The sequence below is a fragment of the Streptococcus sp. HMSC067H01 genome (assembly GCF_001814775.1).
Lineage (GTDB): Bacteria > Bacillota > Bacilli > Lactobacillales > Streptococcaceae > Streptococcus.
This window is the reverse complement of sequence record NZ_KV817781.1, coordinates 446596-469913: the sequence shown is the minus strand read 5'-3', so window position 1 is coordinate 469913 and position 23318 is coordinate 446596. Positions and strand designations below refer to the sequence as shown.

Annotated in this window: 23 protein-coding genes, 2 tRNA genes and 2 other annotated features (1 of these 27 running past the window's edge); of the genes, 20 read left to right on the top strand and 5 right to left on the bottom strand. The window is 40.9% G+C overall.

The window, feature by feature from the left end; all coding sequences use genetic code 11:
- Nucleotides 1–61 precede the first annotated feature (61 nt).
- From HMPREF2987_RS03565 to HMPREF2987_RS03535, 8 genes are all read left to right on the top strand, one after another.
- A tRNA-Ile gene (locus tag HMPREF2987_RS03565) sits at nt 62–135 on the top strand.
- 6 nt (nt 136–141) lie between these two features.
- Nucleotides 142–229: transfer RNA gene (locus HMPREF2987_RS03560), tRNA-Ser, on the top strand.
- Nucleotides 230–370: 141 nt separating this feature from the next.
- The gene (locus tag HMPREF2987_RS03555) at nt 371–1075 is read left to right on the top strand and encodes a hypothetical protein (RefSeq protein WP_075229368.1); all 705 of its coding nucleotides are present in this window, start codon (nt 371–373) and stop codon (nt 1073–1075) included.
- 145 nt (nt 1076–1220) lie between these two features.
- On the top strand, nt 1221–1334 hold the full coding sequence (locus HMPREF2987_RS11220; protein WP_257375080.1) for a macro domain-containing protein: 114 nt from the start codon (nt 1221–1223) through the stop codon (nt 1332–1334).
- Nucleotides 1335–1671: 337 nt separating this feature from the next.
- The gene (locus tag HMPREF2987_RS03550) at nt 1672–2121 is read left to right on the top strand and encodes a MarR family winged helix-turn-helix transcriptional regulator (protein WP_075229367.1); all 450 of its coding nucleotides are present in this window, start codon (nt 1672–1674) and stop codon (nt 2119–2121) included.
- 18 nt (nt 2122–2139) lie between these two features.
- Nucleotides 2140–2985: an SDR family oxidoreductase gene (locus HMPREF2987_RS03545; protein ID WP_075229366.1), complete on the top strand. Its 846-nt coding sequence runs from the start codon at nt 2140–2142 to the stop codon at nt 2983–2985.
- A 1-nt stretch (nt 2986) separates the two neighbouring features.
- Nucleotides 2987–3715 carry an ATP-binding cassette domain-containing protein gene (locus HMPREF2987_RS03540; RefSeq protein WP_075229365.1) on the top strand — a complete coding sequence of 243 codons (729 nt, stop codon included), beginning with the start codon at nt 2987–2989 and terminating at the stop codon, nt 3713–3715.
- Nucleotides 3708–5228: an ABC transporter permease/substrate-binding protein gene (locus HMPREF2987_RS03535; RefSeq protein WP_075229364.1), complete on the top strand. Its 1521-nt coding sequence runs from the start codon at nt 3708–3710 to the stop codon at nt 5226–5228. Before HMPREF2987_RS03540 ends, HMPREF2987_RS03535 begins: the two co-directional genes overlap by 8 nt.
- Before the next feature lie 66 nt (nt 5229–5294).
- Here HMPREF2987_RS03535 and HMPREF2987_RS03530 read toward each other — a convergent pair whose 3' ends face one another.
- Nucleotides 5295–5657 carry a glucuronide permease gene (locus HMPREF2987_RS03530; RefSeq protein ID WP_075229363.1) on the bottom strand — a complete coding sequence of 121 codons (363 nt, stop codon included), beginning with the start codon at nt 5655–5657 and terminating at the stop codon, nt 5295–5297.
- A gap of 16 nt (nt 5658–5673) precedes the next feature.
- Nucleotides 5674–6231, bottom strand: a complete 558-nt coding sequence (locus HMPREF2987_RS03525) for a TetR/AcrR family transcriptional regulator (protein WP_075229362.1) — start codon at nt 6229–6231, stop codon at nt 5674–5676.
- 275 nt (nt 6232–6506) lie between these two features.
- On the opposite strand from HMPREF2987_RS03525, the gene HMPREF2987_RS03520 reads away from it, so the two are divergent.
- The 3 genes from HMPREF2987_RS03520 (at nt 6507) to HMPREF2987_RS03510 (ending at nt 9557) form a co-directional block, all read left to right on the top strand.
- Nucleotides 6507–7397, top strand: a complete 891-nt coding sequence (locus HMPREF2987_RS03520) for a cation diffusion facilitator family transporter (RefSeq protein WP_075229361.1) — start codon at nt 6507–6509, stop codon at nt 7395–7397.
- Between the two features lie 119 nt (nt 7398–7516).
- Nucleotides 7517–8359 carry an aldo/keto reductase gene (locus HMPREF2987_RS03515; RefSeq protein WP_075229360.1) on the top strand — a complete coding sequence of 281 codons (843 nt, stop codon included), beginning with the start codon at nt 7517–7519 and terminating at the stop codon, nt 8357–8359.
- Nucleotides 8360–8519: 160 nt separating this feature from the next.
- The gene (locus tag HMPREF2987_RS03510) at nt 8520–9557 is read left to right on the top strand and encodes a zinc-binding dehydrogenase (RefSeq protein ID WP_075229359.1); all 1038 of its coding nucleotides are present in this window, start codon (nt 8520–8522) and stop codon (nt 9555–9557) included.
- A 61-nt stretch (nt 9558–9618) separates the two neighbouring features.
- Here the strand turns inward: HMPREF2987_RS03510 and HMPREF2987_RS03505 are convergent, their stop codons facing one another.
- Nucleotides 9619–10620, bottom strand: a complete 1002-nt coding sequence (locus tag HMPREF2987_RS03505; RefSeq protein WP_075229358.1) for a LacI family DNA-binding transcriptional regulator — start codon at nt 10618–10620, stop codon at nt 9619–9621.
- Nucleotides 10621–10787: 167 nt separating this feature from the next.
- Between HMPREF2987_RS03505 and HMPREF2987_RS03500 the strand changes: the two genes are divergently transcribed.
- From HMPREF2987_RS03500 to HMPREF2987_RS03485, 4 genes are all read left to right on the top strand, one after another.
- On the top strand, nt 10788–11966 hold the full coding sequence (locus HMPREF2987_RS03500) for a galactokinase (protein ID WP_075229357.1): 1179 nt from the start codon (nt 10788–10790) through the stop codon (nt 11964–11966).
- Nucleotides 11967–11977: 11 nt separating this feature from the next.
- On the top strand, nt 11978–12637 hold the full coding sequence (locus HMPREF2987_RS03495) for an HAD family hydrolase (protein ID WP_075229356.1): 660 nt from the start codon (nt 11978–11980) through the stop codon (nt 12635–12637).
- Nucleotides 12637–14118 carry a UDP-glucose--hexose-1-phosphate uridylyltransferase gene (locus HMPREF2987_RS03490; protein ID WP_075229355.1) on the top strand — a complete coding sequence of 494 codons (1482 nt, stop codon included), beginning with the start codon at nt 12637–12639 and terminating at the stop codon, nt 14116–14118. Before HMPREF2987_RS03495 ends, HMPREF2987_RS03490 begins: the two co-directional genes overlap by 1 nt.
- Before the next feature lie 69 nt (nt 14119–14187).
- A complete protein-coding gene (locus HMPREF2987_RS03485) occupies nt 14188–14592 on the top strand; it encodes a PaaI family thioesterase (RefSeq protein ID WP_075229354.1) in 405 nt (134 codons plus the stop codon).
- Between the two features lie 64 nt (nt 14593–14656).
- On the opposite strand, the gene HMPREF2987_RS03480 is transcribed toward HMPREF2987_RS03485, so the two are convergent.
- Both HMPREF2987_RS03480 and HMPREF2987_RS03475 read right to left on the bottom strand, forming a co-directional pair.
- Nucleotides 14657–15043, bottom strand: a complete 387-nt coding sequence (locus HMPREF2987_RS03480) for a bleomycin resistance protein (protein ID WP_075229353.1) — start codon at nt 15041–15043, stop codon at nt 14657–14659.
- An 11-nt stretch (nt 15044–15054) separates the two neighbouring features.
- On the bottom strand, nt 15055–15882 hold the full coding sequence (locus tag HMPREF2987_RS03475) for an exodeoxyribonuclease III (RefSeq protein WP_075229352.1): 828 nt from the start codon (nt 15880–15882) through the stop codon (nt 15055–15057).
- Nucleotides 15883–16144: 262 nt separating this feature from the next.
- Between HMPREF2987_RS03475 and HMPREF2987_RS03470 the strand changes: the two genes are divergently transcribed.
- The 5 genes from HMPREF2987_RS03470 to trpB all read left to right on the top strand — a co-directional run bounded on the left by HMPREF2987_RS03470 (nt 16145) and on the right by trpB (nt 23223).
- Nucleotides 16145–17890, top strand: coding sequence for an ABC transporter ATP-binding protein (locus HMPREF2987_RS03470; RefSeq protein ID WP_075229351.1), 1746 nt, complete (start codon nt 16145–16147; stop codon nt 17888–17890).
- Nucleotides 17880–19622: an ABC transporter ATP-binding protein gene (locus HMPREF2987_RS03465; protein ID WP_075229350.1), complete on the top strand. Its 1743-nt coding sequence runs from the start codon at nt 17880–17882 to the stop codon at nt 19620–19622. The genes HMPREF2987_RS03470 and HMPREF2987_RS03465 overlap by 11 nt, the downstream gene beginning before the upstream one ends.
- A 106-nt stretch (nt 19623–19728) precedes the next feature.
- Nucleotides 19729–20421, top strand: a complete 693-nt coding sequence (locus tag HMPREF2987_RS03460) for a sugar transferase (RefSeq protein ID WP_075229349.1) — start codon at nt 19729–19731, stop codon at nt 20419–20421.
- A gap of 38 nt (nt 20422–20459) precedes the next feature.
- A complete protein-coding gene (locus HMPREF2987_RS03455; RefSeq protein WP_075229348.1) occupies nt 20460–21686 on the top strand; it encodes a DegT/DnrJ/EryC1/StrS family aminotransferase in 1227 nt (408 codons plus the stop codon).
- Between the two features lie 60 nt (nt 21687–21746).
- Nucleotides 21747–21978 (top strand) — a binding site (T-box leader).
- Nucleotides 21979–22044: 66 nt separating this feature from the next.
- Complete coding sequence (gene trpB, locus HMPREF2987_RS03450; protein WP_075229347.1) at nt 22045–23223, top strand: tryptophan synthase subunit beta; 1179 nt, start codon at nt 22045–22047, stop codon at nt 23221–23223.
- Nucleotides 23214–23318, top strand: a binding site (T-box leader); it runs 127 nt beyond the window's last position. It overlaps the preceding gene by 10 nt.

Genomic DNA, 23318 nt, shown 5'->3' with positions numbered 1-23318 from the left:
GCGAGTTCGATTCTCGTCACCCGCTTTGAACTTTTAGTTCATCTACCAAGTTTATTAACTTGGGCGCGTAGCTCAGGTGGTTAGAGCGCACGCCTGATAAGCGTGAGGTCGGTGGTTCGAGTCCACTCGTGCCCATTAATAGGAGAATTACTCAAGAGGCTGAAGAGGACGGTTTGCTAAATCGTTAGGTCGGGTAACTGGCGCAAGGGTTCGAATCCCTTATTCTCCGTATTCAAAGAGCTTTTATAGCTCTTTTTTTAATTTCCTTTTTATAATTTTATATTCTTTGAAAATTTAATGTTATACTAGTCTTATATATGATTGTAAAGTATTTTTTGATGTTGATGGGTAATTTAGGAGAATATGATCTATGACTAAAGGTGTAAAGTTTCGTAGTATTTTTTATAGATATGTTTTATTTATAATTGTTTTGTTTTTTCTAGGCTTTAATCAAATTGTTGGTCGAGGATTTCAAACGATAACTTTTTTTGATTACGCTTTTAGTTTTGATCAAACAGAGTTAGTGTATTTCCTTCTTTTATTGCTTTTACTTGGTATCGGCATAAATTTTCTTTTTCCTTGGAAATTTTATATTAAACAGGATGGTATTTACCTTAGAAGATTAGATTTATTTATTCCTTGGAGTGATATCAGTGGAGTTTCACATGTTTGGATTAACAAAAGGAGTAATTTTAGTAGAGGGCTTATTTTTTATAATCATAAATGTTTAGTTTTATATCGTCACGACTACAAGCCGATTTGTATTTATCATACTTCTTTATTAGTCTTATTTCTTGTCAAAATGTGTAATCCTAAGATTGAAACGAATATCTTATCGGCTAGTTTTGCTACTGGATTAAATATTCTATTAAATATGTGCGTTTTCTATTATCTTTATTTTCTTGAGTTAAAGGATCTTAGTTTTAGTTTTTTTTTACTTTTTTGCTTACTCTACTTTATAAAAAGTTTTATCATTCCTTTATGGTTAGTTTATAGTCAAAATTATAAGTACGGTCCTTATCTGGTCCATAGTAGTTTCTTTAAGAGGAATGCTTCAGATGTGATTCATGTTTAATTTTATAAAAATGATGGCTTTCTACTTTTTGTAGGAAGTTTTTATTTTTTTCTATAACAAAATAGTTTATAGATGAAGAATTTCCTTTGATAATGCAATTCACACAACTACTGGACTTGAACTACGTTTAGTCTGTTATGTGCTCATGCAGGAGCAAGGAAATCATGAAGCTACAGATCAGGCAAAGATAACCAAGGCCTACAAGCTCCCTTACCTCTATGTCGTTCACACGGTGGGTCTCTTATCTATGAAGAGTTGATAGATTTTGAAAGGCAGCAGCTAGCATCGTCCTATGAAGTGTGTTTGACCTTAGCTTATGAACAAGCTCTGTGAAATTGGAATTTTGTTGTATCTCAACAGGAGAATTTCGATTTCCAAATGAAGAGTCAGTTAAGATTGTGATGGAGACGGTTATACAGTTTCAGATAAAACACACTGATATGACAGTTGTATTCAATGTTTGTAAGGATTTTTATTATGAGATTTACTCAGATTTATTAAAAAATTAATATTTCTATATCGAAACAGTTGACAGGTGTAATCAAAAACGTTACAATAATTTCAGAAAGTTCCATATAGAATAAAAAGGAGACAAAATGGATAAGGTGTTAGGTGGCTACCAAGCTCTACAGATTCGCTTGTTGAATGGGCGAATCTTTCAAAAACTCTTGAGCAAGGAACCAAATGCTCAATACAGAAGTGAACAGGGGAAAATTTTAACGATTTTGTGGAAGCAAGAGTTGGGGTGCGCTACTGCGACCGATATAGCTCTTGCGACGGGTCTAGCCAATAATACATTGACCAGTATGGTTAAGAAATTGGAAGAACAAGGTTTGGTCACGATTCAACCTTGCACGCAGGATAAAAGAAAAAAATATATCTCTTTGACAGACCTCGGTTGGGCGCAAAAAGAAATTGGAAATCGTGTCAGCAAGGAACTGGGAGAAATTTTCTACCAAGGATTTTCTGATCAAGAAATCCGAGAATTTGAGGCCTATCAAGAGCGCATTATCTCAAATCTAAAGGCTAAAGAAAATGACATCTAAGGAAAGGAAGTAACAGTTATGATTGGTATTACAGGGGTAACAGGGAAATTAGGTTCTTATGTGGCGAATCTTATAGATCAAAAAGGAATTGCTTCCGTCCATTTGGCACGAAGCCCAGAGCGTGCAAAAATCTATGCGTCTGCGGAAATCCGTAGAATATCGTATGCCAATACTCCAGAGGTGGTTGAGGCCTTGAAGGGTATTGATATCTTGTTGATGGTTTCTGCTCGGGAAAATCCAGAGCGTGTCAAGGAGCACAAGGAATTTTTAGATGCTGCAAAGCTAGCAGGAGTAGAGCATATCGTTTATACCTCCTTTTATGGGGCAGATGAGAAGGCAACCTTCACCTTGTCTCGAGATCATGCCCAGACGGAAGCCTATATCAAGGAGTTAGGATTCACCTACACTTTTTTGAGAGATAATTTTTACTTGGACTTCCTGATTGATATGGCGCTTGAAAATGGAGAGATTCGTGGTCCGGCCGGCAGTGGTCTTCTGTCAGCTGTTGCCCGTAAGGACACATCTAGGGTTGCAGCAGAGATTCTTTTAAATCCTAAGGACTGGAAAAATCAAACCTTGAATTTGACAGGGCCAGAGGATCTTTCCATGGAAGAAATCGTAGCGCTTCTCTCAAAAGAGACCGGTAAGGCCATCGCGTATGTGGATGAAACAGTAGAAGAAGCCTATGAGTCACGGAAAAAATGGCCAGCACAAACTTGGGAGTACGATGCCTGGGTCAGCACTTATACAGCTATCAAAGTTGGCGAACAAGCTGGGGTTTCAACAGATATCGAAAAAATTCTAGGGCATCCGGCAAGTAACCTATTGGATACTCTTAGAGACAGAAAACTTATCGAGGAATAATATGATTGAATATAAAAATGTAGTCCTGCGCTACACGGATACAGACATTTTAAAAGATGTCAATCTCCGTATTGAAAATGGAGAATTTATGGTGCTAGTGGGTCCTTCAGGATCTGGAAAGACCACCATGATCAAGATGATTAACTGTCTCTTGGAGCCGACTGATGGCAATATATACATGGATGGGAAACGCATCAAGGACTATGATGAACGAGAGTTACGTCTTTCTACTGGTTATGTTTTGCAGGCCATTGCTCTCTTTCCAAATCTAACGGTTGCTGAAAATATTGCACTGATTCCTGAGATGAAATGCTGGAGTAAGGAACAAATAGCCTCTAAAACAGAAGAACTCTTGGACAAGGTGGGTTTGCCTGCTGCAGAGTATGCAGAGCGCATGCCTAGTGAGTTATCAGGTGGGGAGCAACAACGGATTGGCATTGTGCGGGCCATCATTGCAGAGCCAAAAATCTTGCTGATGGATGAGCCCTTTTCAGCTTTGGATGCTATCTCTCGCAAGCAGTTGCAGGCTCTCACCAAAGACTTGCACAAAGAATTCGGTATGACGACTATCTTCGTAACACATGACACAGACGAAGCCTTGAAATTAGGCGATAGAATAGCTATTTTACAGGATGGGGAGATTTGCCAGGTCGCTGACCCTGAAACAATTTTACAAGCACCTGCGACAGACTTTGTAGCAAACTTGTTTGGAGGTGGGCTGCATGTCTAATTTCATTTCAACCTTTCAGGAGCGTTTTAGTGAATGGTTAACTGCTCTGGGACAACACTTGCAATTATCTCTTTTGACCTTATTGGTCGCTATTTTTCTGACCATCCCACTTGCGGTTTATCTAAATGGTCACAAAAAAGCAGCGACTTGGGTGCTACAAGTTGCAGGGGTATTCCAGACAATTCCTTCAATGGCTTTGTTGGGGCTCTTTATTCCTTTCATGGGGATTGGGACCTTACCAGCCCTCACAGCTCTTGTCATTTATGCTATTTTCCCGATTTTGGAAAATACAATCACAGCTCTGAATGGCATTGATCCTAGTCTTGAGGAGGCAGGGATTGCTTTTGGAATGACCAAGTGGGAGCGACTCAAGAAGTTTGAAATTCCACTTGCTATGCCTGTCATTGTATCGGGGGTTCGTACAGCAACCGTTATGATCATTGGGACAGCGACTTTAGCCGCTCTTGTGGGAGCTGGTGGATTGGGCTCCTTTATCCTTTTGGGTATTGATCGTCGGAATGCTAGTCTCATTTTAATCGGCGCAATCTCATCAGCCATTTTGGCTATTCTTTTCAATATCATTCTCAAATGGTTAGAAAAGGCAAAGTTGCGTACAATTGTTGCGGCCTTTGCTGTCATGGTCCTTGGTTTGGGAGTTAGTTATGTTCCAAGCATCATTCCACATAATGAGAAAGACAATCTCGTCATTGCTGGGAAGTTAGGACCTGAACCTGAGATTCTCATGAATATGTATAAACTTCTCATCGAGGAAAATACGGATATGACGGTGACGGTTAAACCCAATTTTGGGAAGACAGACTTTCTTTACCAAGCGCTGAAAAAAGGGGACATTGATATCTATCCAGAATTTTCTGGAACAGTGACAGAGAGTCTCCTCCAATCATCTCCACAAATTGGGCATGACCCAGAAAAGGTTTACGAGGTGGCTCGTGATGGCATTGCCAAACAGGATCAACTAGCCTTTCTTAACCCCATGGCTTATCAAAATACTTATGCTATAGCAGTTCCTAAAAAAATTGCGCAAGAATATGGGCTTAAGACGATTTCAGACTTGAAAAAAGTAGAAGGACAGCTCAAGGCGGGATTCACTCTGGAGTTTAATGACCGTGAAGATGGAAATAAAGGATTGCAGTCTCTTTATGGGCTCAACCTCAATGTAGCAACAATGGAGCCAGCCCTTCGCTACCAAGCCATCCAGTCAGGGGACATTCAAATTACAGATGCTTACTCAATAGATGCTGAAATTACTCGCTATGATTTAGTGGTTTTGGAGGATGATAAACATCTCTTCCCGCCATATCAAGGTGCACCACTCATGAAAGCTGAATTACTCGAAAAACATCCTGAGTTGGAAGCAGTCCTCAATAAATTAGCTGGTAAAATCACCGAGAGCCAGATGAGTCAACTCAACTATCAAGTTGGTGTCGAAGGTAAGTCGGCAGAAACAGTAGCGCGTGAATTTCTCCTTCAAGAAGGAATACTTCAAAAATAAATATAGAAATTACTTTATACTAACAAAAAACCCATCTTGCTTTTTAGATAAGATAGGGTTTTTGTATTAGAATAAAAGTAGTATAAGTGTCAATACTATAGCAAATGTAATTCTGATGATATGGTGAGACTTTTTAAAGGTTCCTTTCTGTTTGTCATTCCAATAGGCTCCGTAGCAAATCAAACCACAGCCAATCAGCCAAATAGATAGTGCGACAATCGGCAAAAAGAAGTAGCAGAAGATAGATAAGGTAGCAAAGAAGTAGAGGAAGATAGATAAGGTAGCAAGGATACTTCCGATAAGGAGAAGCTGATTTCCTAGGGGATTCCTGCCTTTTCTTAATTCTGAAAGGCTAGCCAATAAATGATGAAGAGGAAAAGCAAGAAGTAAGAAGGCTATCAAAATAACAAGAATAATAACGAAGTTCATAAGATTTCCTCTCTAGCTAGAATAATGATGATTTATTTTTGTTTGTCATTTCCATGACGTCTAAGTAAAATCTCACTACTTGATCTTCCTTATAAGATTTTCCTTTTTTTAACCACCAGGTCAGTGTTTCAATAAAATTGCTGACAACAAAATGTTTGAGGTAGGAGGCTGGAATCTTAGGATAGGAAACTTGCAAGTTCTCTGCAACCATGGGATAAACATGGTGTTCCAATTCTTTTTGCAATTGACGAAGGAAGTAGTCATTTTTTGAAAAAAGAAGGCTGGTGACATGGTCTTGATTTTTCTTAAAATGCAAAAAGATATGGGTCAAATATTCTTCTATAGTCAAATGTTCCTCTCGTTCAAAAAGATGATGAAAGAGATAGCGACATAGTTCATCTAGGAGTAATTCCTTACTCTCGTAATGACTATAAAAGGTGGAACGCCCAACGTCTGCTAAGTCGATGATCTCCTGGACGGTGATGGATTCATAGTCTTTTTGATTTAGTAATTGTAAAAAAGCAGCATAGATAGCTTTGCGAGTCTTGGTAATGCGACGATCTTGACTACTCATATGGACACTTGAAACAATTTGTTCAGTAACTCACAAACCGAACAGTTTGCTCCTATCCTTTCTTTTTATTTTATTGGATAATAACAATGAAGAGAAGAGATAATAGTCTCATTTCTCAGAATATTTATAGAAATATATGTTTGATGCAGTAGCTGATTGGGAACTTCTTTCGCTATTTAGCTCGAAGAGCATCTAATCAGCATTACGGGCGTGGGACTAAGAAAACTTTTTTATAAAATTTTCCTAGTCCCATTATAACAAAGGAAGGTGGAAAAATGAGTTCAAAACGTGCTATTTGGCTGGCTTTTTTCTTAAATTTGAGTTACGCCATTATTGAGTTTATTGCAGGCGGAGTATTTGGTTCTAGTGCTGTTCTTGCGGACTCTGTCCATGACTTAGGAGATGCGATTGCAATTGGGCTATCAGCCTTTCTTGAAACAATTTCCAATCGTGAAGAGGATAGTCATTACACCTTGGGTTACAAACGATTTAGCCTTCTAGGAGCTTTGATAACGGCTGTGATTCTCATGACAGGATCTGCTCTAGTCATTTTGGAAAATATAAGGAAACTATTTCATCCGCAACCTATCAACGATGAGGGAATCCTTTGGCTTGGAATTATTGCGGTTAGTATAAATGTGCTAGCGAGTTTAGTGGTTCGTAAAGGAAAAACAAAGAATGAGTCTATCCTTAGCCTGCATTTTCTGGAAGATACTCTGGGTTGGATAGCAGTCATCCTGATGGCAATTATTCTACGATTTACGGATTGGTATATCTTAGATCCTCTCTTATCGCTTGTCATTTCCTTCTTTATCTTGTCAAAAGCCATTCCTCGTTTTTGGTCTACACTTAAGATATTTCTCGATGCAGTTCCTGAGGGGCTTAATAGTGAAAAGCTAGAGCAGGATTTATTATCACTAGAAAATGTCAAGAGTATCAATCAACTGAGTATTTGGTCCATGGATGGTCTAGAAAATAATGCAATTGTTCATCTATGCTTAGAGGATTTGACACGAATGGAAGAATGCAAAGAAGCTATTCGCAGTCAATTAAGACAAAGTGGAGTTCACAATATTACTATTGAAGTGGATACTAGTCCAATGAATCATAATCAACACAAACGCTGCCTTGAAGATATTGGGGGCATAAAAGGTCACGAACACTAGAGAAGTTTTGGAAAGGTTGATACTGTGTTTTCCTCCTATAGATGCTATTTTTCATTTGCTAGTATACAAATCTTTAAATTGAGTGTAAACTAAAAGTATCAAAAGAAGTAGGGGAAAATATGTTTTACAAAACCTTAAACAACAATATCAAAATGTCACAACTTGGATTTGGAGTATTTCAGACTCCAGTAGATGAAACAAAGCGAGCAGTTCTTGAGGCTATCGAGGTTGGTTATCGTTCCTTTGATACCGCTCAAATCTATGGAAATGAAGCAGGTGTTGGGGAAGCTATCTTGGAGTCAGCTCTTCCACGAGAAGAATTCTTTATCACGACAAAGATTTGGATTTCGAATGCCGGCTATGAAAGGGCCAAGGCTTCGATTGAAGAGTCCTTGAAAAAGCTTCAAACAGATTATATTGATCTTTTGTTGGTTCACCAACCTTTCGGTGATTATTATGGAACTTATAGAGCCATGGAAGAAGCTTACAAGGCTGGTAAGGTTCGTGCTATTGGCGTCTCTAACTTTTCGCCTAATAGATTCATTGATCTTCAACATTTTGTGGAAATTAAACCGGCTGTTAATCAGATTGAAACTCACGTATTTCAGCAACAAAAAGAAGCCAAAAAGTATTTGGAGAAATACAATTGTCAAATTGAATCTTGGGGGCCTTTTGCTGAAGGGAAAAATGATTTCTTCAATACTCCCCTCTTGAAGGAGATTGGAGAAAAACATGGGAAATCTGTAGCCCAAGTAGCCCTACGTTTCTTACTCCAAAGTGACGTGATAGTCATTCCTAAGTCTGTTCGAAAAGAACGCATGCAAGAGAACTTCAATGTTTTTGATTTTGAATTAACTGAAGAAGAAATGCAAAGGATTGAAGAGTTGGATCAGGAAAGTTCACTTTTTTATGATCACCAAGAACCAGAAACAGCTGAAAGATTTATCTCATTTTTAGGCTAAGTAAAGGAGACCAGCTAGTCTGACTATTATATCTATAAGATGATTGAGTTCTTAGGAGTCAATTTTGTTTGGCGGAAACTTTTACTATCATCTTGCATGCTATTTGACTCATAAAAGTGTATACTAAAGGTAAGTAAGCAATAGAAAGTAGGTTGTTCTTATGAAGAAAACAGTCTATACAAAAGCAGGGCAAGTCGGTCTTGTCGAAGTGGAGCGTCCGAAAATTGAGGCGCCGGATGATGTCGTTCTCCGGATTGTCCGTACCTGTGTTTGTGGATCAGACCTCTGGAGCTACCGTAATCCAGACATTGAAAAGGGGCATCAAAATAGTGGTCACGAGGCTATTGGAATCGTCGAAGAAATCGGAGATGCTATTACAATGGTTAAACCAGGAGATTTTGTCATTGCGCCTTTCACCCATGGCTGTGGGGAGTGTGACGCCTGTCGCGCTGGCTATGATGGAACTTGTGATCGCCATATTGGAACTAACTGGTCTGATGGAGTGCAGGCAGAGTACATGCGTTTTGAATATGCAAACTGGGCACTCGTAAAAGTCCCTGGACAACCATCCGATTATACTGAAGCCATGCTCAAATCCTTCTTGACTTTGGCAGATGTCATGCCGACGGGTTATCATGCGGCGCGTGTGGCTAATGTGCAAAAAGGTGACAAAGTGGTAGTAATCGGTGATGGGGCAGTTGGCCAATGTGCTGTCATTGCAGCTAAGATGCGTGGAGCATCGCAAATTGTCCTTATGAGTCGCCACGAAGACCGTCAAAAGATGGCCTTGGAGTCAGGCGCGACAGCGGTCGTAGCGGAGCGTGGTGAAGAAGGTATTGCTAAGGTTCGTGAAATCCTTGGTGGCGGAGCGGATGCTGCTCTTGAATGTGTCGGTACTGCAGCAGCTGTTGATCAAGCTCTAGGTGTCCTTCACAATGGAGGGCGCTTAGGATTTGTTGGTGTGCCTCACTACAATAACCGTGCTCTTGGTTCGACCTTTGCCCAAAACATCTCTGTAGCAGGTGGAGCAGCTTCTGTTACCACCTATGACAAACAGTTCTTACTCAAGGCTGTCCTTGATGGAGACATCAATCCAGGTCGTGTCTTTACTTCAAGTTATAAACTGGAAGATATTAATCAAGCCTATAAAGATATGGATGAACGTAAGACCATTAAAGCTATGATTGTGATTGAATAGAAAAGAAAATCCTAATAGAGAGTGAACTCTTATTAGGATTTTTTATTGTAAACAGTTGTATTTAATGCAAGGTGCTTTCTCTTAAAGTCAGTTTGGTTCCCAGCATAGTGAGGCTTGGAATCTTGCGTCCGTGGAGTACTTCTCTATTAAGGATATCCATGCCTGTGCGTCCCATTTCCTCTGTATAAACAGTGATACTTGAAAGTGGTGGGAAAACCTGTTTGGTCAAGCTAGTGTCATTAAAGGAAATCAAACTCACTCGCTCTGGTAGGTGGATACTAGCTTCTTGGAGTGCCCGAAGGGCGCCGATCGCCAGACTATCGCTTGCAGCAAAAAAGGCAGATGGAAGTTGTTCCCCCAAGCTTTGAATTGCATGTTTCATTAAGTCGTAGCCAGATTGGGCAGAAAACTCTCCTTGGAAAATCAGCTCTTCATGATAGATTCCTAGTTCCTGTGTGTAGCTGATAAAGGCTTCAAGTCGTTTGTCATGGATTTGTTCCTCTTGATCAGTCGTAATCTCGAGTCCAGTCAGAATTCCAACTCTGTCCATGCCTTGATTGATAAAATAATCCAAGACTTGTTTGACAGCATTTGAAAAATCAGTGATAACACAAGTATGCCCTAAAGCCAGAGTGTCACTATCTAAAAATACTAGAGGCTTTTGATATTCCTCGAATGAAGCAATCTGTGCACGACTAAATTTACCAATACAGAGGATACCAATCACTTCCTCACTAAGCGTGAAAGGTTGGTCGTTAAAATAGCGCAAAATGTCATAGTCTAACTCTTGAGCTCTTTTTTCAATTCCAAGACGGATCTGGTAGTAGTAGAGATCTTCTAATTCTCCTTGTTCACTCACCCACTGGATGATAGCAATTTTTTGTTTGAGTTTATGACTTTCGCCTGTTTTGAGATGTTTTGTATACCCTAGTTCTTCTGCGACGGTTAAGATACGATGTCGAGTTTCTTCTGTAACAGATAGGCTCTGATCGCGATTGAGAACGCGGGATACAGTTGCGATCGAGACAGAGGCTAGCTGAGCGATATCTTTGAGTGTAGCCATAATTCCCCTCCTTTTTAGGTTATTATAGCATATTTTTGTTGCTTTTTACCTATAGTTTAGTAAAATATAGGTAAAAATGTTGACCAAAGCAAAACCCTTGGGTACAATAGAAGAAAACGATTACAGGTTAAGTTTTTTTACCTAACAATTGTCAAAGGAGAATTCATATGACACAACATCTTACTGCTGATGCACTTCGCAAGGACTTTCTTGCTGTTTTTGGTCAAGAAGCAGACCAAACCTTCTTTTCACCAGGCCGTATCAACTTGATTGGGGAGCATACTGACTACAACGGTGGCCATGTTTTCCCAGCAGCTATTTCACTAGGAACTTATGGGGCTGCTCGCAAGCGTGATGACCAAGTGCTCCGTTTCTACTCCGCAAACTTTGAGGACAAGGGAATTATCGAAGTGCCTCTAGCTGACCTTAAGTTTGAGAAAGAGCACAACTGGACCAACTATCCAAAAGGTGTCCTTCATTTCTTGCAAGAAGCTGGTCATGTGATTGACAAAGGTTTTGATTTCTATGTCTTTGGGAATATCCCAAATGGTGCTGGTTTGTCATCTTCAGCTTCTTTGGAGCTTTTGACTGGTGTCGTGGCAGAATACCTTTTTGACCTAAAATTGAATCGTCTAGATTTAGTAAAAATCGGAAAATTGACAGAGAATAATTTTATCGGTGTTAACTCTGGTATCATGGACCAGTTTGCCATCGGTATGGGGGCTGACCAACGAGCTATTTACCTGGATACTAACACTCTAGAATACGACTTGGTACCACTTGATTTGAAAGACAATGTCGTTGTGATCATGAATACCAATAAGCGCCGTGAACTAGCTGATTCTAAATATAATGAACGCCGTGCTGAATGTGAAAAAGCAGTAGAAGAACTCCAAGTGGCCTTGGACATTCAAACCTTGGGTGAATTGGATGAGTGGGCTTTTGATGAATATAGCTACCTCATCAAAGATGAAAATCGTTTGAAACGTGCTCGCCATGCCGTTCTTGAAAACCAACGTACACTTAAAGCACAAGCAGCTCTTCAAGCAGGAGATTTAGACAAGTTTGGTCGTTTGATGAATGCATCTCATGTTTCGCTTGAGCACGATTACGAAGTGACTGGTTTGGAATTAGATACCCTTGTTCATACAGCTTGGGCTCAAGAAGGTGTTCTTGGTGCTCGTATGACAGGAGCAGGTTTTGGTGGTTGTGCCATTGCCCTGGTTCAAAAAGATGCGGTTGAGGCCTTTAAAGAAGCTGTAGGCAAGCACTATGAAGAAATCGTTGGTTACGCTCCAAGTTTCTATATCGCTGAAGTGGCAGGTGGAACTCGCGTTTTAGATTAGGAGAGAAGGATATGGAAGCTGTAATATTTGATTTAGATGGCTTATTAGCCGATACTGAAATCATTTCTCTAAAAGTTTATCAAGAATTGCTTAGAGATTTTGGAATTCCTTTCACAGAAGAAACTTATTCTAGAGACTACAGTGGACATAGGGAAGAGGAGAATGTTCAACGATTTTTGGACACCTATGATTTACCTTGGAACTTTGACCAAACCTTGGCAAAAGTTTATGAACTGGAAGCTCAAATCTTAGCTCAAGGTGTAAATTTAAAAAAAGGTGCTAAAAATTTGCTTACTTATTTGCAAAAAGAAGGCATTCCAATCGCTTTAGCAACATCGAGTGTTGAATCTCGAGCTAGAATGATATTGGATAGCAATGGTATACTGTCACTATTTGACCATTTAGTTTTTGCAAAAGATGTGAAGCGAAGCAAACCTTACCCTGATATATTTTTAAAGGCTTGTAGTGATTTGAACGTTTTACCAGAGAATTGCTTGGTACTAGAGGATAGTGAAGCAGGGATTGAAGCGGCGTATAGAGCTGGGATTCCAGTTATTTGTATTCCAGATTTAAAAATACCAGCACAGTCTTTCTTAAATAAAACAGAACAAGTTTTTCAAGATTTAGATGCTGTTAGAGACTATTTAGAAAGTAAGAAGGAGGTTTTCTAGTGACCTTAGTAGAAACATTTGTTACCAAAGTCATTGCAGAAAGCACCTTTGAAGAGTTGGATCGGATCTATCTGACCAATCGCGTCTTGGCACTGGTGGGAGATGGAGTTCTTGAAGTTGAGACTGACCAAAATGATTTGATTGAACTAAAAGATCAGCTTGTTGAGGAAGCAGTTCGCTTGGAAACGATTGAAGATAGTCTGGCAGCGCGTGAGATTCTCGGTGCAGACCTCATGGACTTGGTAACGCCTTGTCCAAGTCAGCTTAATCGAGACTTTTGGGCTACTTATGCCCAGTCACCAGAGCAGGCGATTGCGGACTTCTACCAACTCAGTCAGAAGAATGACTACATCAAACTAAAGGCCATCGCAAAGAATATTGCTTATCGTGTACCGTCTGACTACGGTGAACTAGAGATTACCATCAATCTCTCTAAGCCTGAAAAGGATCCAAAAGAGATAGCTGCAGCTAAGTTGGTTAAGTCGAGCAACTATCCTCAATGTCAGCTTTGTATGGAAAACGAAGGCTACCATGGTCGTGTCAATCATCCAGCTAGAAGCAACCATCGTATTATACGTTTTGATATTTCTGGTCAGGAGTGGGGCTTCCAGTATTCGCCTTACGCTTACTTTAATGAGCACTGTATTTTCCTAGACAGCAAGCATCGTCCTATGGCCATTAGTCGCCAAAGTTTTGAACGTTTGTTAGCGATTGTGGAGCAGTTTCCAGGCTACTTTGCTGGTTCGAATGCTGATTTGCCAATCGTGGGTGGCTCCATCCTGACCCATGATCATTACCAAGGTGGTCGTCATGTCTTTCCAATGGAAGTGGCTCCTATTCAGAAAAGCGTTACCTTTGAAGGTTTTGAAACTGTCAAAGCAGGGATTGTTCAGTGGCCTATGTCCGTCATTCGACTAACTTCAGATTCGAAAGAGGATTTGACAGAACTAGCGGATAAAATCTTACTGGCTTGGCGTCAATACTCAGATCCAAGTGTACAGGTCTTGGCAGAAAGTAATGGAACACCGCATCACACTATCACACCGATTGCGCGTAAAAGAGATGGGCAGTTTGAGTTGGATTTGGTCTTTCGGGACAATCAAACATCTCCAGAGCATCCAGATGGTATCTATCATCCCCACAAGGATGTCCAACATATCAAGAAGGAAAATATCGGCTTGATAGAGGTCATGGGTTTGGCAATCTTGCCACCACGCTTGAAGGAAGAAGTGGAGCAGGTAGCAGCTTACCTAGTCGGAGAGGATATTTCAGTTGCAGATTATCACAAAGAATGGGCGGATGAATTGAAAGACTCCCATCCTGGATTGACTGACAAAGCACAAGCTCTTGAAATCGTCCAAGAATCTGTTGGTAAAATCTTCGCTCGAGTTTTGGAAGATGCAGGAGTTTACAAGCAAACAGAAGAAGGACAAGCTGCCTTTATGCGCTTTGTGGAGCAGGTTGGTATTTTGCCCGAATAAGTGCTTCTCTCTTGCGTAGAGTCTTGAAAAGTAGTATCATAGTGTCGTTTGAAATATCAGGAGGAACGTATGAAAGATTTTCACTTTGACGCTATATCTGCCTTTGAAAATTACGAAATTGAAAAAATGAGAGACGGTCACGTGGTGGTGACGACAAAAGTAGTGGACTCTTCACTCAACTACTATGGAAATGCCCATGGAGGCTATCTATTTACCCTTTGTGACCAAATCAGTGGTCTTGTGGTGATTTCACTTGGCTTAGATGGAGTGACACTCCAGTCTTCCATCAACTATCTGAAAGCTGGAAATCTAGGGGACCTTCTCACTATCAAAGGAGAATGTGTCCACCAAGGACGCACCACTTGTGTCGTCGATGTTGACATCATCAACCAAGATGGCCGAAATGTCTGTAAGGCAACCTTCACCATGTTTGTCACAGGACAACGGTCTGAAGATAGACAGGTGAGGATATAGGAAATATAAAAAAGAGGCAAACGCCTCTTTTTTTATTACTTTCCCACTCTAATGCTGTATTATACTATTCACTAAATCTTAAAAAATAGCCATCTGGATCTAAAACTGCAAATTCATGAGGGTAGATATATTGTTCACCAACACGAAATTCTCTTTTAGTCAAAGGACGATGAATAGGATAGTTAGACTCGATTACTTTCTGATAGAGTCTGGGGACATCCTTTATGCCAAAGGAGATATTGACACCACGACCAAATGGGTAGGTCAGTTCAGCTAATTCATCTTTTGTTCCCTCTTCTAACATTAGCTGGCAATCTTCAAGCGAAAGGAAGAGGAAGTTTTCTTCTGGTCGCTCGTATTCGATTGTAAAACCCAGCAAATCGCAGTAGAAGGAACGAGATTGTTCTATATTTGATACAATAAACTCAGGGATAACTGCATTGTAGTCCATAAAGAAACTCCTTACAATTCAATCTCCAAGACAATCGGTGTATGGTCTTGGCGTGCGCCTGAGTCGATCATATCTGACTTGGTAACCTTATCTGCCACACGGTTACTTGTGAGCCAGTAGTCGATTCTCCAGCCTGTGTTGTTGATTTTTGAAGTTTTGCTACGTTGTGCCCACCAAGTATAGCGTTCTGGAACGTCACCATGGATATGGCGGAAGGTGTCAGTAAATCCTTTGGCTAAAAGGTTTGTAAATCCTTCACGTTCTTCGTCTGTGAAACCTGGTGAACGACGGTTGCTTGCTGGGTTGGCAAGGTCAATTTCCTTGTGGGCAACGTTGTAGTCACCTGTAGCAAGAACTGGTTTTTTCTTGTCTAACTCAGCCAAGTATTCCGCATATTTGACGTCCCAGACTTGACGTTCTTCCAAACGTTTGAGTCCATCACCTGCATTTGGTGTGTAGACTTGAGTCACGAAAAATGTATCAAATTCCAAAGTAATGGTGCGGCCTTCCAAGTCCATAGTAGAAGGTGCGCCAATTTCTGGGAAGCTGATAGTTGGAGTGAGTTCTTTCTTATAGAGGAACATGGTTCCAGCATAGCCTTTACGGGCAGGCTCTTGAGAGGAACGCCAGGTGTTTTCGTAGCCTGGGAAGAGTTCTTCCAGTACCTCAAGGTGTTTTTTAGTAGGACCTTTAGCTGAAAGCTTGGTTTCTTGGATAGCGATGATATCAGCGTCTTCGGCTACCAAAGTTTGGAGAACGTCTTGAGACAATTTCGCACGCGCAGAGTCACTCGTCAACGCTGCATTGAGGGAATCAATATTCCATGAGATCAGTTTCATAATGTTTACCTTTTCATTCAGATTATAGACAATATTATACCAGAAAAAGAAGTATTTCCCCAGCGTATGGTTTGAAAAATCCAGGTCATTCCTATATAATAAAGAATGATTTATGTAAAGGATTGAAAATAAATGAAATGTTACTCCTTTGAGTATCTTTATCGCTGAATATGACAAAGTTTAAGTTAGTGTCATCACCTATGAATAGGAAAAACCTGAGGCAGTCGCCTCAGGTTTCCATTTGTCATTAGAAAGGAATTTTATGTCCATCATCCAAAAACTCTGGTGGTTTTTTAAATTAGAACAACGCCGTTACCTAGTTGGAATTGTAGCTCTGGTTTTGGTATCTGTACTCAACCTCATCCCACCTATGGTCATGGGGCGGGTAATCGATGCCATCACTTCGGGACGATTAACACAAGATGAGCTCTTGCTTCATCTCTTTTATCTCTTGCTGGCAGCTTTCGGGATGTATTATCTGCGTTACGTTTGGCGTATGTATATCCTAGGGACTTCCTACCGACTTGGACAAATTATGCGTTCAAGACTATTTGAGCACTTTACAAGGATGTCTCCCGCTTTTTATCAGAGTTATCGGACTGGGGATTTGATGGCTCACGCAACCAATGATATCAATGCTCTGACTCGTTTAGCAGGTGGTGGTGTCATGATGGCAGTGGATGCCTCTATCACAGCCTTGGTGACTCTCTTGACTATGCTCTTTAGCATTTCTTGGCAGATGACCTTGGTTGCCATTCTGCCCTTGCCATTTATGGCCTATGCGACTAGTCGTCTGGGGAGAAAGACCCATAAGGCTTTTGGCGAATCCCAAGCAGCCTTTTCTGAACTTAATAATAAGGTTCAAGAATCTGTATCAGGTATCAAGGTAACCAAGTCCTTTGGCTATCAGTCTGATGAATTGGCATCTTTCCAGGAAGTCAATAATTTGACCTTCCAAAAGAATCTGCAAACCATGAAATATGATAGTCTCTTTGACCCCATGGTTCTACTCTTTGTTGGTTCTTCCTATGCCTTAACTCTCTTAGTGGGAGCCTTTATGGTGCAAGCAGGACAAGTAACCGTTGGTAATCTTGTCACCTTTATCTCTTACTTGGATATGTTGGTCTGGCCCTTGATGGCGATTGGTTTTCTCTTTAATATTACTCAAAGAGGGAAGGTTTCTTATCAACGAATTGAGAGTCTTTTGTCTCAAGAGTCACCTGTCAAAGACCCAGAATCTCCACTTAACGGGATTGAAAATGGGCGCTTGGACTATGCCATTGATCGTTTTGCCTTTGAAGACGAAGAGACGCTGAGAGATATACATTTTAGTCTCGAAAAAGGGCAAACCTTGGGCTTGGTTGGGCAAACTGGTTCAGGGAAAACTGCTTTGATTAAGTTGCTCTTGCGTGAGTATGACGTTGACCGAGGAGCTATTTATCTAAATGATCATGATATTCGCGCCTATCGACTAGCTGACTTACGTAGTTTGATGGGATACGTTCCACAGGACCAATTTCTTTTTGCAAGTTCTATCATAGATAATATTCGCTTTGGAAATCCCGACCTACCTTTCTCAGCAGTAGAAGAAGCGACTCAGTTGGCTCAAGTCTATCAAGACATTCAAGCCATGCCTGAGGGATTTGATACAGTTATCGGGGAAAAAGGAGTCAGTCTATCTGGTGGACAAAAGCAACGTCTGGCTATGAGTCGGGCTATGATTTTAAATCCTGATATCTTGATTTTAGATGATTCCTTGTCAGCTGTGGATGCTAAGACAGAGTTCGCAATCATCGATAATCTCAAGGAAACTCGCAAAGATAAAACGACTATCATCACTGCCCATCGTCTTAGCGCAGTTGTTCATGCAGATTTGATTTTGGTCATGCAGGATGGTCGCATCATTGAACGAGGTAGGCATGAAGACTTACTAGCCTTGGATGGTTGGTATGCCCAGACCTACCAGTCTCAACAGTTAGAAATGAAAGGAGAAGAAGATGCGGAATAAACAAGAACAATGGGCTGTATTGAAGCGTTTGTTGTCTTATCTCAAGCCCTATAGTCTCCTCACCTTTTTAGCCTTAGCTTTTCTCCTTACGACGACTGTTATCAAGAGTATTATCCCCCTGGTAGCTTCTCACTTTATCGACCAGTATCTAAACAACCTTAATCAGCTTGCTGTTACAGTTTTGCTAGTTTACTATGGTCTCTACATTCTTCAAACCATTGTCCAATATGTGGGGAACATCCTCTTTGCGCGCGTGTCCTACAGCATCGTTAGAGATATCCGACGTGATGCCTTTGCTAATATGGAGAAGCTAGGCATGTCTTACTTTGATAAAACGCCTGCAGGCTCTATTGTCTCTCGTTTGACAAATGACACCGAGACTATCAGTGATATGTTTTCGGGGATCTTGTCCAGCTTTATCTCGGCAGTCTTTATATTCGTGACGACCCTTTATACCATGTTAGTTCTGGACTATCTTCTGACTGCTTTAGTATTGCTCTTCCTACCTTTGATTTTCCTTTTGGTCAATCTCTACCGTAAAAAATCGGTCAAGGTCATTGAAAAAACCAGAAGTCTACTGTCAGATATTAACAGTAAGCTGGCAGAAAATATCGAAGGAATTCGTATTATTCAAGCCTTTAACCAAGAAAAACGCCTGAAAGAAGAGTTTGATGAGATAAATCAGGAACACCTAGTCTACGCTAACCGTTCAGTAGCCTTGGATTCTCTCTTTTTACGTCCAGCTATGAGTTTGTTGAAGCTGTTGGGCTATGCAGTTTTGATGGCTTACTTTGGCTATCGTGGTCTTTATCTAGGAATAACGGCAGGAACTATGTATGCCTTTATCCAGTATATCAACCGTCTCTTTGATCCCCTCATCGAGGTAACGCAAAACTTTTCTACTCTTCAGACATCCATGGTGTCAGCAGGTCGTGTTTTTGCACTGATAGATGAGACCAACTATGAACCGGCCCAAGAAAATGGACAAGCCGAGATTCAAGAAGGAAATATTCGCTTTGAGCATGTGTCCTTCTCCTATGATGGAAAACACCAAATTCTAGATGATATTTCCTTTACTGTCAATAAAGGTGAAACCATTGCCTTTGTCGGTCATACGGGATCGGGAAAATCTTCTATTATCAATGTTCTGATGCGCTTTTATGAATTCCAGTCAGGTCGGGTTCTCCTAGATGGTGTGGATATTCGAGAGTATAGTCAAGAGGAGTTGAGAAAAAACATCGGTTTGGTTCTACAGGACCCCTTCCTCTATCATGGGACCATTAAGTCCAATATCGCCATGTACCAAGATATCAGCGATGACCAAATCAAGGCTGCAGCAGAATTTGTCGATGCAGATTCCTTCATTCAAGATCTTCCTTTAGGTTATGATGCTCCTGTATCTGAGCGTGGTTCGAGTTTTTCAACTGGTCAACGTCAGCTTCTTGCCTTTGCTAGAACTGTTGCCAGTCAACCTAAAATCCTGATTTTGGATGAAGCGACAGCCAATATCGACTCTGAAACAGAAGCTCTGGTCCAAAATTCCCTAGCTAAGATGAGACAAGGTCGGACAACCATTGCCATCGCCCATCGCCTTTCTACCATTCAGGATGCTAACTGTATCTATGTTCTAGATAAGGGACGAATCATCGAAAGTGGAACCCACGAGGAACTCCTAGCATTGGGTGGAACCTATCACAAGATGTATAGTTTGCAGGCAGGGGCTCTTTCCTAAGGAAGAATTCCTTTAAAACACAGATTTCTTGCACTGCCTCTTTCATTTTGTGGTATAATGTAGAATGTTAATAAAGATTATATATAAAAAACAGAGGAGAATGTGCATGCTGAAATGGGATGAGCTACCTCAAGAAATGCAATTGAGCGAGGTAAAACCATACTACCAGCTTGTGTCTAGAAGAAAAGGCTCACTGATTTTCAAGCGTTGTCTAGATTTGTTTCTAGCCGTAGTCTTGTTAATCTTGACCTCCCCCTTATTCCTGATTCTAAGCATCTGGATCAAGCTAGATAGCAAGGGTCCAGTTATTTACAAGCAAGTGCGGGTAACCCAGTACAACCGACATTTCAAAATTTGGAAATTCCGGACTATGGTGACGGATGCTGATAAAAAAGGAAGTCTGGTAACTTCTGCAAATGATAGCCGCATCACCAAGGTTGGAAATTTCATTCGCCGTGTGCGTTTGGATGAATTGCCGCAATTGGTCAATGTCCTCAAAGGGGAGATGTCCTTTGTGGGAACTCGTCCAGAAGTACCACGTTATACAGAACAGTACAGCCATGAAATGATGGCTACCTTGCTCTTGCCAGCAGGGATTACATCGCTTGCCAGCATTAACTATAAGGACGAGGATGCTATTATCAGTCAAATGACTGCAAAAGGTATGACGGTTGACCAGGTCTATGTCGAAAGAGTCCTACCAGAAAAGATGCACTATAATCTAGCCTACCTACGTGATTTTAATTTCTTCGGAGATATCAAGATCATGTTCCAGACTGTATTTGAAGTTTTAAAATAAGTAGTCGCAAGATTGAAACCAATCAAAGGAGTAAAACAATGACAAAGTATAATATTCCATTTTCACCACCTGATATTACCGAAGCTGAAATTGCTGAAGTAGCAGATACCCTTCGTTCTGGTTGGATTACAACAGGACCTAAGACAAAAGAATTGGAGCGTCGTCTGTCCGTCTATACTCAGACACCTAAGACAGTCTGCCTCAACTCTGCAACAGCAGCTCTTGAATTGATTTTGCGCGTGCTTGAAGTGGGTCCTGGCGATGAAGTTATCGTTCCAGCTATGACCTATACAGCATCATGTAGCGTCATCACTCACGTAGGTGCGACACCAGTGATGGTTGATATCCAAGATGATACCTTTGAAATGGACTACGACAAGCTTGAGCAAGCAATTACTGAGAAGACAAAGGTTATCATCCCAGTAGAACTTGCAGGGATTATCTGTGACTATGACCGTTTGTTCCAAGTTGTTGAGAAGAAACGTGACCTCTTTACAGCTACTAGCAAGTGGCAAAAGGCCTTTAACCGTATTGTGATTGTCTCTGATAGTGCTCATGCTTTGGGTTCAACCTACAAGGGACAACCAGCTGGTTCCATTGCAGACTTTACATCATTCTCTTTCCACGCAGTTAAGAATTTTACAACTGCTGAAGGAGGAAGTGCGACCTGGAAAGCTAATCCAGCTATTGACGATGAAGAAATGTACAAGGAATTCCAAATTCTTTCCCTTCATGGTCAAACTAAAGATGCTCTTGCCAAGATGCAGCTAGGCTCATGGGAATACGATATCGTAACACCTGCCTACAAGTGCAACATGACGGATATCATGGCTTCGCTTGGTCTGGTTCAGTTAGATCGTTATCCTGCTTTACTACAACGTCGTAAAGATATTGTGGAACGCTATGACCATGGATTTGCGGGAACTCGTATCCATCCATTGGCGCATGAGACAGATGCAGTTGAATCTTGTCGTCACCTCTACATCACCCATGTAGAAGGAGCAACTCTCGAACAACGCAACCAAATCATCCAAGAATTGGCCAAGGCAGGAATTGCAAGTAATGTTCACTACAAACCGCTTCCGCTTTTAACAGCCTATAAGAATCTTGGTTTTGATATGGCTGATTATCCGCGAGCTTATGCTTTCTTTGAAAATGAAATTACATTACCTCTTCACACGAAATTAACGGATGAAGAAGTAGACTATATCATTGAGACTTTTGTCAGAGTTTCTGAAGAAGTTCTTGCTTCTTCAAAAAACTAATAAAAAAAATTAGTAAAAAATGAATGAAAACGGTTGACAAAGAAAAACCAATAACATATAATTAACTCAACAAATCAGAAAAGTAATTATTTTTGATCTTCAGGGAGCCTGTGGTTACTGCGAACAGGTGGTTGGAACTAGTGAAATTGGGCTGATTTGAAAAAATGAATTTGAAACAATGAAAATTCGGTAGGCACACCTTACAGTGCAACTTGTTGTTAGACAAGGCAGAGATGTAAAGGGGATATTCTCTTTACAATTGAGGTGGTACCGCGTTACAAACGCCCTCACATGGAAATATACTCCGTGTGTGGGCTTTTTTTCATATCTTGGAAACAGTAGAAAAGAGGAAAAATTTATGACAACAAAAGGATATTTTGGACAATTTGGTGGTAGTTTTGTACCAGAACCAATTCAGGTTTTGCTAGATGAATTGGAAGTGACTTTTGAAAAATACAAGGATGATCCAGAGTTTTTAGCTGAGTTTCGCCATTACTTGAAGGATTATTCAGGTCGCGAAACACCGCTCTATTTTGCAGAAAGCTTGACGGATTATCTAGGTGGGGCTAAGATTTATCTCAAACGTGAAGATCTTAACCACCTTGGGTCACACAAACTTAACAATGTCCTTGGACAAATCCTTCTTGCTAAACGCATGGGTAAAAAACGTGTGATTGCAGAGACAGGAGCTGGTCAGCACGGTGTTGCGACAGCTGCAGCTGCAGCCAAATTTGGTATGGCCTGTGATGTCTACATGGGGGCAGAAGATGTGGAACGTCAACGTCTCAATGTCTTCCGTATGGAGATGATGGGAGCAACTGTTCATGCAGTTGAAACGGGAACACGTACTCTGAAGGATGCGGTTGACGCAGCCTTTGGAGCATGGATGAATGACCTTGAAGCTTTCTACGTTTTAGGTTCGGCTGTAGGTCCTCACCCTTACCCAACTATTGTTCATGAGTTCCAAAAAGTGATTAGTGAAGAATCTCGTCGTCAAATCTTGGAAAAAGAAGGACGTCTGCCAGACTACGTCATTGCCTGTGTGGGTGGTGGTTCTAATGCCATCGGTGCCTTTTCACAGTATGTAGCTGATGAAGAAGTTAAATTGGTTGGGGTAGAAGCTGCTGGTCACGGTTTAGATACCGATAAACACGCGGCAACAATGACCAAGGGTAGTGTCGGAATTGTCGATGGAATGAAGACTTATGCAGTTTTTAAGGAAGATGGAGAGCTGGCGCCAGTTTACTCTATCTCTGCTGGTTTAGACTATCCAGGGGTTGGCCCTGAACACGCCTACTTCAAAGATTCTGGCCGCGTGGAATATGTGGCAGCGACAGATGAAGAAGCTGTTCAAGCCTTGCTCCTTCTTAGTAAGACTGAAGGGATTATCCCAGCGATTGAAAGTTCGCATGCCATCGCAGAAGCAGTTAAACGTGCACCGAAACTAAGTAAAGATGAGATTATCATCATCAATGTCTCAGGTCGTGGAGACAAGGACGTAGCCGCGATTGCAGATTATCTTGAAGCTAAAAAATAAAAGATGGAAAATATACAGATATTTCTCTCACAGAGAGCTTGTGGTTGCTGAAAACAAGCAGAGAAAACTGTAAGGTTGGGTCCATCTGAAATGAG

Coding starts and splice junctions, on each gene's coding strand:
- HMPREF2987_RS03555 (WP_075229368.1), top strand. CDS start 371: ATGACTAAAGGTGTAAAGTTTCGTAGTATTTTTTATAGATATGTTTTA.
- HMPREF2987_RS11220 (WP_257375080.1), top strand. CDS start 1,221: ATGCAGGAGCAAGGAAATCATGAAGCTACAGATCAGGCAAAGATAACC.
- HMPREF2987_RS03550 (WP_075229367.1), top strand. CDS start 1,672: ATGGATAAGGTGTTAGGTGGCTACCAAGCTCTACAGATTCGCTTGTTG.
- HMPREF2987_RS03545 (WP_075229366.1), top strand. CDS start 2,140: ATGATTGGTATTACAGGGGTAACAGGGAAATTAGGTTCTTATGTGGCG.
- HMPREF2987_RS03540 (WP_075229365.1), top strand. CDS start 2,987: ATGATTGAATATAAAAATGTAGTCCTGCGCTACACGGATACAGACATT.
- HMPREF2987_RS03535 (WP_075229364.1), top strand. CDS start 3,708: ATGTCTAATTTCATTTCAACCTTTCAGGAGCGTTTTAGTGAATGGTTA.
- HMPREF2987_RS03530 (WP_075229363.1), bottom strand. CDS start 5,657: ATGAACTTCGTTATTATTCTTGTTATTTTGATAGCCTTCTTACTTCTT.
- HMPREF2987_RS03525 (WP_075229362.1), bottom strand. CDS start 6,231: ATGAGTAGTCAAGATCGTCGCATTACCAAGACTCGCAAAGCTATCTAT.
- HMPREF2987_RS03520 (WP_075229361.1), top strand. CDS start 6,507: ATGAGTTCAAAACGTGCTATTTGGCTGGCTTTTTTCTTAAATTTGAGT.
- HMPREF2987_RS03515 (WP_075229360.1), top strand. CDS start 7,517: ATGTTTTACAAAACCTTAAACAACAATATCAAAATGTCACAACTTGGA.
- HMPREF2987_RS03510 (WP_075229359.1), top strand. CDS start 8,520: ATGAAGAAAACAGTCTATACAAAAGCAGGGCAAGTCGGTCTTGTCGAA.
- HMPREF2987_RS03505 (WP_075229358.1), bottom strand. CDS start 10,620: ATGGCTACACTCAAAGATATCGCTCAGCTAGCCTCTGTCTCGATCGCA.
- HMPREF2987_RS03500 (WP_075229357.1), top strand. CDS start 10,788: ATGACACAACATCTTACTGCTGATGCACTTCGCAAGGACTTTCTTGCT.
- HMPREF2987_RS03495 (WP_075229356.1), top strand. CDS start 11,978: ATGGAAGCTGTAATATTTGATTTAGATGGCTTATTAGCCGATACTGAA.
- HMPREF2987_RS03485 (WP_075229354.1), top strand. CDS start 14,188: ATGAAAGATTTTCACTTTGACGCTATATCTGCCTTTGAAAATTACGAA.
- HMPREF2987_RS03480 (WP_075229353.1), bottom strand. CDS start 15,043: ATGGACTACAATGCAGTTATCCCTGAGTTTATTGTATCAAATATAGAA.
- HMPREF2987_RS03475 (WP_075229352.1), bottom strand. CDS start 15,882: ATGAAACTGATCTCATGGAATATTGATTCCCTCAATGCAGCGTTGACG.
- HMPREF2987_RS03470 (WP_075229351.1), top strand. CDS start 16,145: ATGTCCATCATCCAAAAACTCTGGTGGTTTTTTAAATTAGAACAACGC.
- HMPREF2987_RS03465 (WP_075229350.1), top strand. CDS start 17,880: ATGCGGAATAAACAAGAACAATGGGCTGTATTGAAGCGTTTGTTGTCT.
- HMPREF2987_RS03460 (WP_075229349.1), top strand. CDS start 19,729: ATGCTGAAATGGGATGAGCTACCTCAAGAAATGCAATTGAGCGAGGTA.
- HMPREF2987_RS03455 (WP_075229348.1), top strand. CDS start 20,460: ATGACAAAGTATAATATTCCATTTTCACCACCTGATATTACCGAAGCT.
- trpB (WP_075229347.1), top strand. CDS start 22,045: ATGACAACAAAAGGATATTTTGGACAATTTGGTGGTAGTTTTGTACCA.